Here is a 14,687-nt window from a genome sequence, read left to right as displayed (position 1 = left end):
GTGGCCATAGCCTGAGGGCCCGTTGTCCGTTTCGTGAACTCGCGGCCCACTATCGCTAATAATACGATTTTTCCGGGCACCTGTTATCCGGCCGAGTCCACCGCGTGACGCGGCCGTGACCGCTGGGCGGGACGGAGAAGGTGGGGTGGTCCCTCAGCCGAGGTGGTAGTTCACGTGGGCGGACCAGCGGGCGAAGCCGAGCCGCTCGTAGAGGGCCACCGCGGCCATGTTCGACTCGTCCACGTAGAGCATCGCCCGGTCCAGCCCGCGCCGGTCCCGCAGGTAGGCCAGGCCGGCGGTGGTGAGCGCCCGGCCGAGGCCGCCGCGGTGCGCGCCCGGGTCCACGCCGAGCACGTAGACCTCGCCGATCCGGGCCGAGCCCGGACGCTCGTGCACCTTGGTCCAGTGGAAGCCGAGCAGGCGGCCGGTGGCCGTGTCCTCGGCGAGCAGGAAGCCCTCCGGGTCGAACCACGGCTCGGCGAGGCGTACGCGCAGGTCGGCCTGGGTCCACCGGCCCTGCTCGGGGTGCTGGGCGAAGGCCGCGTTGTTGACCGCCAGCCAGGCGTCGTCGTCCTGGCCGGGCCGGAACGCGCGCAGCCGCACCCCGTCGGGCAGGGTCGGCTCGGGCAGCGCGGCGGTCAGCGGGCGGCGCAACTGCCACAGCACCCGGGCGCGGGTGAAACCCAGGTCGACCGCGAGCGCGGCGGCCGACGGGTGGTCGCCGTGCGCCCAGGCCCGCAGCGGTCCGGCCGCGGCGGCCAGCACGCCCCGCGCGAGGGCCCGTCCGGTGCCGCGTCGCCGGTACGCCGGATGCACCACCAGCTCCACCCCGATCCCGTCGGCGGGGGCGGTGGTGTCGAGGTGGGCGTACCCCGTCAGGGTGTTGTCGGTGGCCCGGGCGGTGAGGTGCACGGCCGGCGCCTGCGGGTCGCGCATCCGGAGCAGCACGTGCTCGTCGAGCGGGTCCGCGCCGTCCGCGTCGCCGGCGGTGCGGGCCAGCGCCAGCACCTCGGCGACCTCGACCGGCGCCAGTCGGTCGGCGCGGGCGACACGGTCGGCGGTCGGCGCGGTGCTGCTCATTCCGCCACCGTAGCGGCCGGCGAGCCGCCGATCATGCCGGACGCGGGCACCGGACGGTGGCGGTGGTCACGTGGTGCCGGTGGGCAGCGCCTCCAGCTGGAAGCGGTCCAGCAGTTCGGGGAGCAGGTGCTGCAACGCCTCGACCGTGCCGGAGCGGTCGCCGCCCGCGTCGTGCATCAGCACGATCGAGCCCGGGCCGGTCTGCGCCAGCACCGCCGTCTCGATCCTGGCGGCGCCGGGCGCCTGCCAGTCCGTCGGGTCCACCGCCCAGTGCAGCGGCGTCATGCCCAGTTCCTCGCAGGTGGACACCACGGGGTACGTCCACGCCCCGCCCGGCTGCCGGAAGTACTCGATCCGCGCGCCCGGCGCCGCCGCCCGGATCGCGTCGTTGGTGCGCAGCAGGTCGTCCCGGATCGCGTCCGGCGACCGCTTGCCCAGCGTGATGTCGTGATTCCACGAGTGGTTGCAGATGGTGTGCCCGTCGGCCACGATCGACCGCACCAGGTCCGGGTGGTTCTCCGCGTTCTCGCCGACCACGCAGAAGGTGGCCTTCACGCCGTACTCCTTCAGCAGGGCGAGCACCTGCGGGGTCCAGTGTGGATCGGGGCCGTCGTCGAAGGTCAGGGCGATCCGGGCCGAGCCGGTGGAGGTCCGGGCGCCGTACGGGCCCTCGCTGTCGTCGGCCTGGCGGGCGTCGGCCGGCGCGCTCGGGCTGGCGTCCGGGCTCGGCCCGCCGTAGCCGCCGGCCGGCGGGCCGGGGAAGTCGGTGCTGGGTGGCTGGTCGCCGTAGTGCGGGGCGTGGACGCTGGCGGCCACGCCGGTGTCGCGGTGCGGGTGGTCGGGCACCAGGCTGCGCCCGAGCGCGTACGCGGAGCCGAGCAGCGCGGCCACCACCAACGTCACCATGCCGGCCGCGCGCAGCGTCGAGGCCGACATCAGCGGACCCGACCGTTCGTCGCCCCCGTGTTCACCACACGCACCGTCGCCCCCTTCGCCCGGCAGATCCGGCAGTCAGAGTAGGTCTGACTGAGTGGGCAAAAAGGGCGAACCGGAGGAACCGCCCCCGATCGGGGACGGTGCGGAGGTCCCGGTCAGACCGGCAGCGGTGCGGGCTCCGACTCCGGCAGCGAGCGCGACGGCGGCACCACGAACTTGTAGCCCACCTGGCGCACCGTGCCGATCATCGACTCGTACTCGGAGCCGAGCTTGGCGCGCAGCCGCCGGACGTGCACGTCGACCGTGCGGGTGCCGCCGAAGTAGTCGTAGCCCCAGACCTCGCGAAGCAGCTGGTCCCGGGTGAAGACCCGGCCCGGGTGCTGGGCGAGGAACTTGAGCAGCTCGAACTCCTTGTAGGTGAGGTCGAGCGGGCGGCCCTTCAGCTTGGCCGCGTAGGTGTCCGGGTCGATGGTCAGCTCGCCGGCCCGGATCGAGCCGCCGGCGCCCGCCGTGGCGTTGCTCAGCCGGCCGACCGCGAGCCGCAGCCGGGCCTCCACCTCCGCCGGGCCCGCACCGGCCAGGATCACGTCGTCCACGCCCCAGTCGGCGTTCAGCGCGATGAGCCCGGCCTCGGTGACGACCGCGACCAGCGGGACGCCCAGCCCGGTGGCGTGCAGCATCCGGCAGGTCGCGCGGGCCTCGCTCAGCTCGGCGCGGGCGTCCACCAGGACGGCGTCCGGGGTCGGGCCGGAGACCAGCGTGCGCACGTCGCGGGGCGCGGTGCGGACCGAGTGCGGCAGCAGGTCGAGTGCCGGCAGCACCGCCGATGGCTCACCTGCGCGCGCGGTCACCAGCAGCAGGAGCTCCACACGATCACCTCCGTCCCGGCGGCTCTGCGGCCGCGCGCGACCAGCGGCCGCCCCGAGAGGTGGCGCTGAGAATTTGCGTGGGTCCCGGCGTCGCTGACGGGCGGGTAACGGCTTGAGCGTAACCGATCGCCCGGCCTTCACCTCTGTGCCCTTTCCTGTTTGTCTGATCTGCCCCCGATCGCGGCGCGGGTTTTAACGTTGCCGAAACCGTGACTCCGCCGGGCCGGCCCGATCTGGCACGATCGGGGCGTGTTTCCCTCCACCTCGCCCGACACCGGCCGTGACCCGTGGCCCGACGACGCGGCTTCCGGCCCCGCCCGTGGCTACCCGCCGGCCCCGCGCACCGGGCCGGCCGACGAAGACGCGGGCGGGCGGGAGCGGAAGGGCCCCCGCCGGCTCCGCAAGGGCGGCCCCGGCCGCCGGCCGGACGACGAGCCCGAGGAGGTGCCCGAGGAGGAGGTGCCGCCGGTCCCGGTGCGCCGCCCGCTCGCGCTGACCGTCGCGGGCTTCGCCGCGCTGCTCGGCGTGGGCCTGGTGCTCGGCGCGCAGACCGCCGGCCCGGGGCACCGGCTGCCCTTCGCGTTCATCATCTTCGGCGTCCAGCTGCTCTTCGTGCTGGCCTGGACGATGGCCATGCGTCCGCCCGCGCTGCTGGTCGTCGCCCTGGTCAGCGCCGGTGCGGCCGCGATCGCCGACGCCGCGGCCGTGCAGTCGGAGATCGCCGGCCTGGCCCCCCTCGGCTACGCCGCCGCCGCCGGCTTCGTGCTCGGCGTGCTCGGCCAGCTCGTCCGCCGCGTGGACCGGGTCCGGGTGACCGACTCGCTGGGCAGCACCCTGCTGATCGTGGTGGGGGTGGTCGCGTTCGCCACGCTGATCGTGCTCAGCCGGATCCCGAAGGGCACCCAGGCCATCACCGTCTGCCTCACCGCCACCGGGGTGGCCCTCCTGGTGGCCCGGCTGACCGACGCGGTGGCCCCCTGGCCCCGGCTCGCCCCGCAGGTGCCCCGGGGCGCCGCCGGCGTGGTCGCCGGCGCCATGCTCGGCACCCTGACCAGCGCCGTCCTCGGCAGCTACCTGGTCGGCTTCACCCCGACCAGCGCCGCGCTGGTCGGCCTGGTCACCGCGGGCACCGCCGTGCTGGCCGACCTCGCCGTCGGGTACGCCGAGGCGGGCCGGCTGATGGCCGGCGAGCCGCCGACCATGTGGGTAGCCCGGCACATGCAGGGCCCCCTGGGCGGCTTCGCGCTCGCGGCGCCGGCCGCGTACGCCATGTGCGTGCTCTTCCTCTGAGCCCCGCGATTGGGGCGACGGCGCCTCGGGTAAGTACGGTTGCGCCGCGAGACGCGGTGATGCGGCGAGGTCAGGAGGCGGCGTGGCAGAGGCGTACCCGGCGAACGAGGGCCGACCCCGGCGGCGGGGCCGGAAGGTGCTGGTCGGTTTCGTCGTCCTGCTGCTGGTCCTGGCCGGGCTCCTGGTCGTCGCCGACCGGGTGGCCGCCGGCGTCGCCGAGCGGGCCATCGCCGACCAGGTGAAGCAGGAGGTCGCCAAGCAGGACGCGCAGTCCGCGGCGCCCCAGGTCGAGGTGGGCGGCTTCCCGTTCCTCACCCAGGTGCTCGCCGGGAAGTACGAGCGCATCTCCATCGTGCTGACCGACGTGCAGGGCAACGTGCAGGGCGACGCGGTCAGCGTGCCGCGGCTGGACGTGGACGCCCGCGACGTCAAGGCGTCGTTGGACACCCTCCGCTCCGGCCGGGGCGACGTGGTGGCCGAGAGCGTCGACGGCCGGGGCACCGTGACCTACGCCAGCCTGGCGAAGCTGCTCGACCGCCCCGGGCTCACCCTGGGCGAGCGGAACGGCAAGCTCGCGGTCACCGCGCCGGTCGACATCCTCGGCGCCAAGCTCACCGTGAACGGCACCGCCGACGTGACGGTCGCCAACGGCAAGGTGGCCCTGCGCTTCAACGACCTGACCGCCGAGGGCCTGCCCAACCTGCCGCTCGCCAAGACGCTGCTGGCCAACTACGCCAGGGGCATCTCCGTCGACGTGCCCCTGCCGGAGCTGCCCTTCCAGCTCAACGTGCGCAAGGTGGAGCCCCGGCCGGAGGGTCTCGTGGTCACCGCCGACGCCCGGAACGTGCCGATCAACTCCGCCGGCTGACGCTCCGCCCGCCGCCCGGGCCGTGTCCCGGATGCTGGTCGGCCCGGTGGCGCCGGCCGGGCCGGCTGGTAGTCTCCCTCTCCATGGGGACGCTCCTCACCAAACGGCGCGCGGTCGACCTGTGCCGCGTGGCCACCTGCCTGTGTCGCCCCGTCATCTGACGGCGGGGCTGTCCTCGGCCGCCTAGCGGCCACCGGCACGCAGGGTCCGCGTACCCTCCCGGTTCTCCCCCTGATCGCCCGGCAGCGGCGCCGTCGCACGTACCCGTGATCCGTTCCTAGCTCTGGGTCCCGCGCGTGGTGCGACAATCACCGACTTCGATCTCCGCGCGCTGGCTCACCATCCATCCTCACAGGGAGTGATCTGATGAGTCGCGACACCGCACTCGTCTCGGCCGAGTGGGCCGAGAAGAACATCGACGCCCCGGGCGTCGTCTTCGTCGAGGTCGACGAGGACACCTCGGCCTACGACACCGGCCACATCGCGGGCGCCGTCAAGCTCGACTGGCGTACCGACCTCCAGGACCCGGTGCGCCGGGACTTCGTCAACCAGGCCCAGTTCGAGGCGCTGCTCTCCGAGCGCGGCATCGCCAACGACGACACCGTCATCCTCTACGGCGGCAACAACAACTGGTTCGCCGCGTACGCGTACTGGTACTTCAAGCTCTACGGCCACCGCGACGTCAAGCTGCTCGACGGCGGCCGCAAGAAGTGGGAGCTGGACGCCCGCCCGCTGGTCACCGACAAGGTGGAGCGTCCCGCGACGCAGTACGTCGCGCAGGCGCCGGACACCTCGATCCGGGCGTTCCGCGACGAGGTGGTCGACGCGATCGGCAGCAAGAACCTGGTCGACGTGCGCAGCCCCGACGAGTACGCCGGCCGGCTGCTCGCCCCGGCCCACCTCCCGCAGGAGCAGGCCCAGCGTGCCGGCCACGTGCCGACCGCGATCAGCGTGCCGTGGTCGAAGGCGGCCAACGAGGACGGCACCTTCAAGTCCGACGACGAGCTGCGCAAGATCTACGCCGACGCCGGGCTGGACGACAGCCGGGAGACCATCGCCTACTGCCGGATCGGCGAGCGCTCCTCGCACACCTGGTTCGTGCTCCAGGAGCTGCTCGGCCAGCGCAACGTGAAGAACTACGACGGCTCCTGGACCGAGTACGGCTCGCTGGTCGGCGTGCCGGTCGCGCTCGGCGACGAGCCCGGGGAGGCCTGATCACCATGACCGCTCCCACCGCTGCCGGCTGCGCCGCCCCGGACCAGGCCGCCCCCCTCCCGGCCAGCCTGGACCTGGAGAAGGAAACCGTCATCACCGGCCTGGTCAAGGCCGAGTCCGGCGAGGCCGTGCCGGGCGCGTACGTCCGGCTGCTCGACTCGACGGGCGAGTTCACCGCCGAGGTGGTGACCTCCCCGGCCGGCCAGTTCCGGTTCTTCGCCGCGCCGGGCAACTGGACCCTGCGGGCGCTCTCCCGGCACGGCAACGGCGACACCGCCGTCGCCGCCGCCCGCGGGATCAACGAGGTGACCGTCACGGTCGCCGCCTGACCCACGCTCTGATCGTGGCCCGCCGCCCCACCCGGGGCGGCGGGCCACGCCCCGTTCCGGAAGCCCGTCACGGGCGTTCCCGGGCCGGGACGCCGGGCGCGACCGGGCAGCTCGTCGCCGCGTGACACCATGGCCCGGTGAGTGGTGCCGTCCAGGCGGGATACGCCCCGCCGACCCGTCCCGACCAGCCGGCCCCCGGCCGGCGATGGCTGCGCTGGCTGGTGGCCGCCACGGTGGCGTGGGCGGTGCTGCTCGCCGGGCTGACCTGGTGGTCGGTGCGGCACGACCCGCCGACCGTGAAGGAGCAGCGCTCGCTGGACCAGGCCGGCCCCGTGGTGGACCGGGCGCTCGGCCGGTTGACCGCCGCGGTGGGGCGGGACGGGGTGCCCGCGCTCCTGCCGGACCGGATCGAGCGGGGCTGCCGGGTCACCCCGCTGGACGACGGCGCCGAATTGGAGCGCGGCGTGGAGGTCGTGCTGGCCGGTGACGACGTACGCCAGATGCTCCAGCGGGTGGCCGACCGGCTGCCGCCGCACTGGCGGGCGGGCGTCTCCACGTACGACGGCGAGCCCTTGCTGCGCGCCGACGCCGGGGAGTTCGTGGCGGTCGAGGGCCGGCCCGGCGGGCCCGGCCGGGTGCTGCTCACCGTGGCCACCGGCTGCCGGCCGGTCGGTGCGGGCTACCGGGCCCCGGCGGCCGACGCGGTCGCCGAGACCGCGGAGGCGCAACGGGCCGCGCGCCACTGGGGCGGTGCGGCCGGCCCGGTCCGGGTTCTTGTGGCACCCTGCCCGGGGGGCGGCACGGCCCGCACGGCCCGGGCCGAGACGGCCGGCGGGCCGACCGGATCGCCGCTGGCGGCGGCCTTCCGGGACACCGCCGGCGGCTCCCCGGTGCTCCGCGACACCACCGAGGAGTACGCCCTGCGGGGCAGCTTCGCGGTGCTGGCCGAGCGGGTCGACGACCGGGTCCGGGTGGCGGTCACCACCACCTGCTGACCCGCGCGGTCAGTGCTCGCGGCGGTGGTCGTGCGGCGTGCGGCTGCGGCCCAGGGCGTCCACCCGGCCCCACCGGCCGGGGATGTCCAGCAGCTCGACCCGGCCCATCCCGTTCGGGACGGCGGGATCGATGATCAGGTGCTCGCCCTGCGGCTCCAGGCCGAGCATCACCCGCAGCAGCAGCAGCGGGGTGCCCGCCGACCACGCCTGCGGGCTGCACGCGGTGGGGTACTCCACCGGATAGTCGGTGAGACCCCGCTCGTAGCCGGCGAACGCCTCCGGTAGCCGCCCGTCGAAGTAGCGGGACGCGCTCAGCATCGCGTCGCAGATCTGCCCGGCCTCCTCCCGGAAGCCGTACTTCCACAGGCCCCACGCGATGATCGAGTTGTCGAACGGCCAGACCGTGCCGACGTGGTAACCGATCGGGTTGTACCGGCCCTGGTCGTCGGCGAGGGTCCGCACCCCCCAGCCGGAGAAGAGCCGAGGCCCGAGCAGCTGCTCGGCGACTGCCGCCGCCCGGGACTCGTCGACGATGCCGCTCCAGAGCAGGTGCCCGATGTTGGAGGAGAGCGCGTCCACGTGCCGCCCGTCCGGGTCCAGGGCGAGCGCGAAGTACTCCCGCTCCGGGATCCAGAAGTCCCGGTTGAACCGTTCCTTCAGCGCCGCCGCCTCGCGCTCCAGCCGGTCGGCGTACGCCGGGTCGTTCCAGTGCTCGCGGGCCAGCCGGGCGCCGCGCAGCTTGGCGTCGTACGCGTAGCCCTGGAGTTCGCAGGTGGCCCGGGGGAACGGCGGCAGCCGGCCGTCGGAGTAGGAGATCGAGTCCCAGGAGTCCTTCCAGCACTGGTTCTGCAGGCCGGTCTCCGGGTTGCGGGTCATGTACCAGACGTAGCCGGTGCCGAGCAGGTCGCCGTAGGAGTCGAGCCACTCCAGCGCCCCCCGGGCCTCCTGCTCAAGCTGCCGGACCAGCTTCGCGTCCCCGGTCCACCGCTCGTACTCGTCGAGCAGGATCACGAAGAGCGCGGTGGTGTCGGCCGAGCCGTAGTACGGGGAGTGCGGCTGCTCCTGGAAGCCGGAGGTCTCGCCGTAGCGCAGTTCGTGCAGGATCTTGCCGGGCTCCTCGTCCCGGAAGTCGTCCAGCCGGCTGCCCTGGAGGCCGGCCAGCATGAGGATGGTCGGCGGGACCAGCTCGGGCAGGAACGGCAGCACCTGGAGCGAGGTGAAGATGCTGTCCCGCCCGAACAGGGTCATGAACCAGGGCAGGCCGGCGGCGAGCAGGCGTACGCCCAGCGCGATCGACTCGTACCGGAGGGCGGCCAGGTCGTTCAGGCTGCGCCGGTACGCCCCGGCCAGCGGCTGGCAGTCGCAGCCCAGCTTCGGGGCCCGCTCGATCACCTCGTTCTGCTCGGCGTGGATGGCCGCGACCGAGCGGTGCCCGCCGAGCGGCAGGGTGGCGCGGATGTCCTCCCCCCGCGCCCCGAAGATCATCGTTTCCACGTGCAGCTGGGTGGTCCACTCGCCGTGCGGGCCGACCCGCAGCTGGAAGGTCAGCCCCTCCCGGTCGAAGTCGGCGGGCGCGGTGCTGGTCACCACCGCCTCACGGTGGAACCCCTCCCGGCGGTAGGTGAGCCGCAGCCGGTCGCCGCTGACCGTGGGCGTGGTGCGCCCCTTCTTCTGCCGCTGGTGCTTGATCTCGAACAGGTCGGCGAAGTCGGAGCCGATATCCAGCCGGAGGGTGAACTCCACCTCCTGGCCGGAGTGGTTGAGCAGGGTCAGCTCCTCGTCGAAGCTGCCGCCGATCGACCGGCTGCGGATCACGGAGACCTTGGCGTCCAGGTAGTGCGTCGGCTCGCCGGGGACCAGGAAGAACCGGGTTCGGTACGACATCGAGTCGTCGATCGAGAGCGGGTGCAGCCGCTCCCCGTTGAGGGTGAGCAGCCAGGTGGAGATGAACCGGGTGTCGAAGGAGAAGAGCCCGGTGGGGAAGTCGAACGACGGCTCGATGTCACCGCGCCGGTCGCTGACCAGGAAGGTGTTGCCGTCCAGGATGCTGACGCGTTCCTTCATCCCGACCGCCGGACGTGTTCCCGGGCGGTCTCCCGGGGGTCCCGGACGCCGGGCGGGTCGGGGAAGAACCGCCGGAACACCAGAAACAGCACCACGTTGCCGCTGAACGTGGCCTCGTTGCGCAGCACCGCCGCCATGCCGGCCTGCCGGCCGGTAGCCAGATCCTCGAACAGCTCGGCGCTGACCGTGAAGATGGCGTCCGCGGGCAGTTGCTCCCGGGTCACCCGGACCGCCGCGGGCGCCAGCTCCAGGTACCAATGCTCGGTGCGGTTGCCGGTGGTCAGGTCGATCTGGAGGCGGCCACGGGTCGGGCCGCGCAGTACCGCCGGGGCCCGCGCCGGCAGGGACCCGAAGAACCGCTCGATCGCCTCACCCACAATCGAATCGTAGGCAGCGACCGGACATGTCGGGCCAGGATCGGCAGTCCACGCGGAACGGACATTCGCCGCGCGGTCCGATGGGTCAGTAGACCAGGGCCTGGGCGCCCTCGGTCATCGCCTCCTCGACGAAGACCGCGGCCCCGGCGATCCGTACGCCGGGAATGACGTCGTCCTGGCCGATGTCCCGGCGGGCCGCGCACTGGGTACAGGCGGTCACCTTGCCGGTGGTCAGGACGACGTGCAGCAGCTCGGCCAGCGGCGCGGAGTGCGGGAGTTCGAAGTCCTGCGCCCGCCCGGGCAGCGCGAACCAGGTCGATTCGCCGGTGAGCCAGAGCGACACGTCGACCCCGGCGGCGGCCGCGGTGGCGGCGACGGTGAAGGCCTGCGCGCAGCGCTCCGGGGCGTCCGCGCCGGCGGTGGCCTTGACGACGAGAGTGCGGGCCATGACGCCCAGCATAGGATGGCCGGGATGGTTACCGAGATCGGGTTCGTCAGCCTGCTGGTCGCCGGCCTGGGCGCGCTCGCCGGTGGCCTCGTCTACCTCGCTGTTCGCATCTCGAGAGGAAAATGGTGAGCGAGAACCCGCTCCAGCCGCCGTGGCTGAACGCGCCGCCGGTCGACCCGTACCCGTACGAGGAGAGCCACGACCTGCGCGTCGGCCCGAAGCTGCACCGGAGCCTGGACGGCCTGCTTCCGTACATCGGGGTGTGGCGCGGGCGGGGTCGCGGCGGGTTCCCCACCATCGAGGACTTCGACTTCGCGCAGGAGATCCGGATCAGCCACGACGGCCGGCCGTTCCTGTTCTACGAGTCCCGCGCCTGGATCCTGGACGAGCAGAGCCGCCCGGTCCGCCCGGCCGGCCGTGAGGTGGGCTGGTGGCGTCCGGTGCTGGACGGCGACCGGGTCACCGACGAGCTGGAAGCGCTGATGACCACGCCCACCGGCGTGATGGAGCTGCACATCGGCAAGCGCAAGGGCACCCAGATCGAGTTCGTCACCGACGCGGTCGTCCGCACGGCCACGGCCAAGGAGGTCACGGCCGGCGCCCGCCTCTTCGGCATCGTCGAGGGCGCCCTCCTCTACGCCCAGGAAATGGCCGCCGTAGGCCACCCCCTGAGCCCCCACCTGTCCGCCCGCCTGACGCGCGTGGCCGGCTGACCCCCCCTTCACCCCGCTGATCAAGAAGTTTGCGTCAGGAATCCGGCCCCGGCAGACGCAAACTTCTTGATCAACGCGCCTCGAAGCCCAGGAGGGTGAGGAGGGGTGCGGTCACCGGGGAGTGGGGGCGGGGAGATTTGTCGAGGGATCGGATCTCTGCCAGGCCGCGGAGGGACGACGTGAGCCAGATGGCGTCGGCCTTGTGGAGGTCGGTCGGGGTCGGTAGGCGTTCCTCGGGCTGGAGGCCCAGCTCGTGGGCGTGGTCGAGGAGCCAGGTGGCGGTGACGCCGGGGAGGATGCCGGTCTGCGCCGCCGGCACCGTGCACAGCGCCGTGCCGGTCAGCCAGACCACGTTCGCGGTCGGCGCCTCCAGCACGTAGCCGTCGGTGGAGACCCACAGCACGTCGTCCACGCCGGCCCGCTCCGCCCAGCGGCGGGCGGCGGTGCTGACCGCGTACGAGGTGGACTTCACACCGGCCGGCAGCCAGCCCAGCTCGGGGCGGGACCGGGCGGCCACCCCGAGCGGCAGGGTGGCGACCGTCACCCCGTCCCGCCGGGCCCGCCGCGCGGCCGCCGGTACCTCGCCCAGCGTGGCGTAGATCGTGGCCGGCCCGCCGCCCTCCGGCCCCCGGGTGCAGACCAGCCGCAGCGCGCCCTCGACCTCCGGCGGCCAGCCCGCGCGGACCGTGTCGAGCAGCTCGACCAGCACGTCGGTGGGGGGCAGGGCCAGCCCGATCACGGCCGCGCCGGCCCGCAGCCGAGCCAGGTGGGCGTCGAGCAGCCACGGCTGCCCGCCGCGCAGGTGCAGAGTCTCGAAGAGGCCGTCGCCGTGCAGCACGCCCCGGTCGTCGCCGCGCAGCACCGCCTCGCCGGCCGGTACGACACCCCGGCCCGGCACGGCCACCCGCGTCGCCACCACGAGCGCAGCGTAGTGGCGTACCCCGGCGGCGGGCGGACCGGCGCGGCGGCCGAACTATGATCGGACGGTGTCCGAATCCTCCCTGGCGGAACTGCTCCGCTCCCGTGGGCTGCGGCTGACGGCGCAGCGGCAGCTGGTCCTCCAGGCTGTCCTGGACCTGGGGCACGCCACGCCGGAGCAGGTGCACACGGCGGTGCGCGAGGTGGCCGCCGGGGTCAACATCACCACCATCTACCGCACGCTGGAGCTGCTGGAACGGCTGGGCCTGGTGACCCACACCCACCTGTCGCACGGCTCGCCGACCTACCACGCGGCGGGTGAGCACCAGCACGTACACCTGGTCTGCCGGGAGTGCGGCGCGATCGACGAGATCGACCCCGAGCTGCTCCGGCCGCTCGCCGAGCAGTTGGCCGCGCAGCGGGGATTCCAGGTCGACATCGGGCACGTGGCGCTCTTCGGCGTCTGCGGCCAGTGCGAGGACGGGGAGCGCCAATGATCGACATCGCGGGAGCGGTGGCCGCCGAGGCTATCGACGAGGAGACCCGGGACCAGCCCGAGCCGGTCCACCGGGCGGCCGGGGTCGGGCCGGTGGCCGCCCACTACGGCGACCCGATGCGCGAGCAGCGCACCCTGGCCACCGGCGTCGGCCTGGTCGACCGCTCGCACCGGGGCGTCATCGCGGTGCCGGGCGAGGAGCGGATGACCTGGCTGCACACGCTGACCAGCCAGCACCTCGCCGCGCTGCGCCCGTGGCAGGGCACCGAGCTGCTGGTGCTCTCCCCGCACGGGCACGTCGAGCAGCACGCCATGGTCGCCGAGGACGGCGAGACCACCTGGCTGGACACCGAGCCCGGGATGACCGGCGGTCTCCTGTCCTACCTGGAGAGGATGCGGTTCTTCAGCAAGGTCGACCCGCGCGACGCCACGGCCGACCACGCGCTGCTCTCGCTGGTCGGGCCCGAGGCCGCCGACGCGCTCGACACCCTCGGGGTCAGCGGACTGGCCGCGCCGGACGTGGTCGCGGTGCCGGGTCCGAAGTTCCGCTCCGGCGAGCTGCCGTCCCGGCCCTCCGTGGTGTACGACGTGAAGCCGCTGGCCGTCGGCGGCTGGGCCCGGCGGGTGGCGCTCGGCGTCGACCTGCTGGTGCCTCGCCCGGCCATGGCCGGGGTGGTCGACGAACTGCGCGGCGCCGGCGTGCCGGTGGCCGGGCTGTGGGCGTACGAGGCGGTGCGGGTGGCCGCCCGGCAGGCCCGGGCCGGGGTGGACACCGACCACCGGACCATCCCCGCCGAGGTGGGCCTGATCGGCTCGGCCGTACACCTGGACAAGGGCTGCTACCGCGGGCAGGAGACGGTGGCCCGGGTGCACAACCTGGGCAAGCCGCCGCGCCGGCTCGCCCTGTTGCACCTGGACGGGGTGACCACCGACCAGCCCCCGGCCGCGGGCACGCCGGTGACCCTCGACGGCCGGACGGTCGGCTTCGTCGGCACCGCGGTGCACCACTTCGAGCTGGGTCAGATCGCCCTGGCCGTGGTCAAGCGGAACGTCGCCGACGACGCCCGCCTGATGGTGGGGGAGACGGCCGCCGCCATCGATCCGGCGTAAGGGCTGTTGTCCCGGCGGGCCTGAAGCGGAAACTTTCCCGCGTCCGGCGGCGGGTGCGGCTGATCCTGCTGCGATCCGGCTGTCGACCGGAGGGCAGTCGGCGGTCTAGGATCCGGGCATGACCACAGGGACGTTGATCACGGTTGCCCCCACCGGCGCGGAGTCGGCCAAGGCGGAGGTGCCGGCACTGCCGGTGACCCTGGACGAGCTGCTGCTGACCGCCAAGGAGTGCGAGGCGCTCGGCGCCGCCGTGATCCACGTCCACATCCGCGACGACGAGGCGAAGCCGACCCTCGACCAGGGCCGGCTGCGGGAGACCGTGGCGGCGCTGCGGCAGAGCACCGACCTGATCGTGCAGCTCTCCTCCGGCGGCGCGGTGACCGACCCGGAGTCCGCCCGGCTGGCCGTGCTCGACGCCGGCCCGGACATGGCCTCCTGCACCATGGGCACGGTCAACTTCGGCGACGACGTGTTCCTCAACCGCTGGGAGTTCATCGTCGACCTGCACACCCGGATGCAGGAGCGGGGCGTCGTCCCCGAGTACGAGATCTTCGACCTCGGCCACCTCACCGCGCTCCAGCGCCTGCTCGGCAAGTACGGCCTGCCGCACGGCGGGCACGTGCACGTCGACTTCGTGATGGGCGTGCCGGGCGGCATGCCGGGCACCACGGCCACCCTGGTCGCCGCCCAGCAGATGCTGCGCGACCTGCCCGAGGGCACCACGTTCTCGGCCACCGGCATCGGCCGCAGCACCATCCCCGTGATGCTGGCCTCGCTCTCGGCCGGCGGTCACCTCCGGGTCGGCATGGAGGACACCGTCACCTACGCCAAGGGCCGCCCGGTCGAGTCGAACATGCAACTGGTCGCCCGCGCGGTCGGCTTCGCCCAGCTCGCCCAGCGTCCGCCGCTGACCACCACCGAGGCCCGGGCGCTGCTCGGCCTGTAAGCCACGATCCGCCCGGCACCCCTGTACGTCGGC

The 14,687-nt window shown here is 73.7% G+C and carries 18 protein-coding genes; 11 read left to right on the top strand and 7 right to left on the bottom strand.

Annotated elements, in window-relative coordinates:
• Nucleotides 1-153: 153 nt before the first annotated feature.
• The 3 genes from mshD to IEY96_RS30500 all read right to left on the bottom strand — a co-directional run bounded on the left by mshD (nt 154) and on the right by IEY96_RS30500 (nt 2,885).
• Entirely contained in the window at nt 154-1,080 is a 927-nt protein-coding gene (mshD, locus tag IEY96_RS30510) for a mycothiol synthase (protein WP_189198261.1), read from the bottom strand.
• Between the two features lie 66 nt (nt 1,081-1,146).
• Nucleotides 1,147-2,016, bottom strand: a complete 870-nt coding sequence (locus IEY96_RS30505; RefSeq protein WP_189198260.1) for a polysaccharide deacetylase family protein — start codon at nt 2,014-2,016, stop codon at nt 1,147-1,149.
• A 155-nt stretch (nt 2,017-2,171) separates the two neighbouring features.
• On the bottom strand, nt 2,172-2,885 hold the full coding sequence (locus IEY96_RS30500) for a winged helix-turn-helix transcriptional regulator (protein WP_091267462.1): 714 nt from the start codon (nt 2,883-2,885) through the stop codon (nt 2,172-2,174).
• Between the two features lie 249 nt (nt 2,886-3,134).
• On the opposite strand from IEY96_RS30500, the gene IEY96_RS30495 reads away from it, so the two are divergent.
• From IEY96_RS30495 to IEY96_RS30475, 6 genes are all read left to right on the top strand, one after another.
• Nucleotides 3,135-4,175 carry a hypothetical protein gene (locus IEY96_RS30495; RefSeq protein ID WP_189198259.1) on the top strand — a complete coding sequence of 347 codons (1,041 nt, stop codon included), beginning with the start codon at nt 3,135-3,137 and terminating at the stop codon, nt 4,173-4,175.
• A gap of 82 nt (nt 4,176-4,257) precedes the next feature.
• Nucleotides 4,258-5,043 carry an LmeA family phospholipid-binding protein gene (locus IEY96_RS30490; RefSeq protein ID WP_189198258.1) on the top strand — a complete coding sequence of 262 codons (786 nt, stop codon included), beginning with the start codon at nt 4,258-4,260 and terminating at the stop codon, nt 5,041-5,043.
• A gap of 83 nt (nt 5,044-5,126) precedes the next feature.
• Complete coding sequence (locus IEY96_RS33450; RefSeq protein ID WP_311202345.1) at nt 5,127-5,204, top strand: Ms5788A family Cys-rich leader peptide; 78 nt, start codon at nt 5,127-5,129, stop codon at nt 5,202-5,204.
• Between the two features lie 205 nt (nt 5,205-5,409).
• Entirely contained in the window at nt 5,410-6,258 is an 849-nt protein-coding gene (locus tag IEY96_RS30485) for a sulfurtransferase (RefSeq protein ID WP_189198257.1), read from the top strand.
• Between the two features lie 5 nt (nt 6,259-6,263).
• Nucleotides 6,264-6,587, top strand: a complete 324-nt coding sequence (locus IEY96_RS30480; RefSeq protein ID WP_107075761.1) for a DUF1416 domain-containing protein — start codon at nt 6,264-6,266, stop codon at nt 6,585-6,587.
• 137 nt (nt 6,588-6,724) lie between these two features.
• A complete protein-coding gene (locus tag IEY96_RS30475) occupies nt 6,725-7,582 on the top strand; it encodes a hypothetical protein (protein ID WP_189198256.1) in 858 nt (285 codons plus the stop codon).
• Between the two features lie 9 nt (nt 7,583-7,591).
• On the opposite strand, the gene IEY96_RS30470 is transcribed toward IEY96_RS30475, so the two are convergent.
• From IEY96_RS30470 to IEY96_RS30460, 3 genes are all read right to left on the bottom strand, one after another.
• Entirely contained in the window at nt 7,592-9,646 is a 2,055-nt protein-coding gene (locus tag IEY96_RS30470; RefSeq protein WP_189198255.1) for an amylo-alpha-1,6-glucosidase, read from the bottom strand.
• On the bottom strand, nt 9,643-10,023 hold the full coding sequence (locus tag IEY96_RS30465) for an SCP2 sterol-binding domain-containing protein (protein ID WP_189198254.1): 381 nt from the start codon (nt 10,021-10,023) through the stop codon (nt 9,643-9,645). Before IEY96_RS30465 ends, IEY96_RS30470 begins: the two co-directional genes overlap by 4 nt.
• An 85-nt stretch (nt 10,024-10,108) precedes the next feature.
• Nucleotides 10,109-10,483 carry a DsrE family protein gene (locus IEY96_RS30460; RefSeq protein WP_189198253.1) on the bottom strand — a complete coding sequence of 125 codons (375 nt, stop codon included), beginning with the start codon at nt 10,481-10,483 and terminating at the stop codon, nt 10,109-10,111.
• 12 nt (nt 10,484-10,495) lie between these two features.
• Here IEY96_RS30460 and mtfM point away from each other — a divergent pair, with 12 nt between their 5' ends.
• Both mtfM and IEY96_RS30455 read left to right on the top strand, forming a co-directional pair.
• Nucleotides 10,496-10,600: a small membrane protein MtfM gene (gene mtfM, locus IEY96_RS33245; protein ID WP_046570768.1), complete on the top strand. Its 105-nt coding sequence runs from the start codon at nt 10,496-10,498 to the stop codon at nt 10,598-10,600.
• Nucleotides 10,594-11,184, top strand: coding sequence for a heme-binding beta-barrel domain-containing protein (locus IEY96_RS30455; protein WP_189198252.1), 591 nt, complete (start codon nt 10,594-10,596; stop codon nt 11,182-11,184). The genes mtfM and IEY96_RS30455 overlap by 7 nt, the downstream gene beginning before the upstream one ends.
• Before the next feature lie 70 nt (nt 11,185-11,254).
• Here IEY96_RS30455 and IEY96_RS30450 read toward each other — a convergent pair whose 3' ends face one another.
• Complete coding sequence (locus tag IEY96_RS30450) at nt 11,255-12,103, bottom strand: aminotransferase class IV (protein WP_189198251.1); 849 nt, start codon at nt 12,101-12,103, stop codon at nt 11,255-11,257.
• 67 nt (nt 12,104-12,170) lie between these two features.
• Between IEY96_RS30450 and IEY96_RS30445 the strand changes: the two genes are divergently transcribed.
• The 3 genes from IEY96_RS30445 (at nt 12,171) to IEY96_RS30435 (ending at nt 14,654) form a co-directional block, all read left to right on the top strand.
• Complete coding sequence (locus IEY96_RS30445) at nt 12,171-12,599, top strand: Fur family transcriptional regulator (protein ID WP_107077489.1); 429 nt, start codon at nt 12,171-12,173, stop codon at nt 12,597-12,599.
• A complete protein-coding gene (ygfZ, locus tag IEY96_RS30440; RefSeq protein WP_189198250.1) occupies nt 12,596-13,708 on the top strand; it encodes a CAF17-like 4Fe-4S cluster assembly/insertion protein YgfZ in 1,113 nt (370 codons plus the stop codon). Before IEY96_RS30445 ends, ygfZ begins: the two co-directional genes overlap by 4 nt.
• A gap of 118 nt (nt 13,709-13,826) precedes the next feature.
• Nucleotides 13,827-14,654 carry a beta-keto acid cleavage family enzyme gene (locus tag IEY96_RS30435; protein WP_189198249.1) on the top strand — a complete coding sequence of 276 codons (828 nt, stop codon included), beginning with the start codon at nt 13,827-13,829 and terminating at the stop codon, nt 14,652-14,654.
• The last annotated feature ends 33 nt before the right edge of the window (nt 14,655-14,687 follow it).

This window comes from Micromonospora fulviviridis, assembly GCF_014648395.1.
GTDB classification, from domain to species: Bacteria; Actinomycetota; Actinomycetes; order Mycobacteriales; family Micromonosporaceae; genus Micromonospora; species Micromonospora fulviviridis.
Note: the sequence above shows the minus strand (reverse complement) of the source record. Positions and strands in the feature narration are given on the sequence as shown.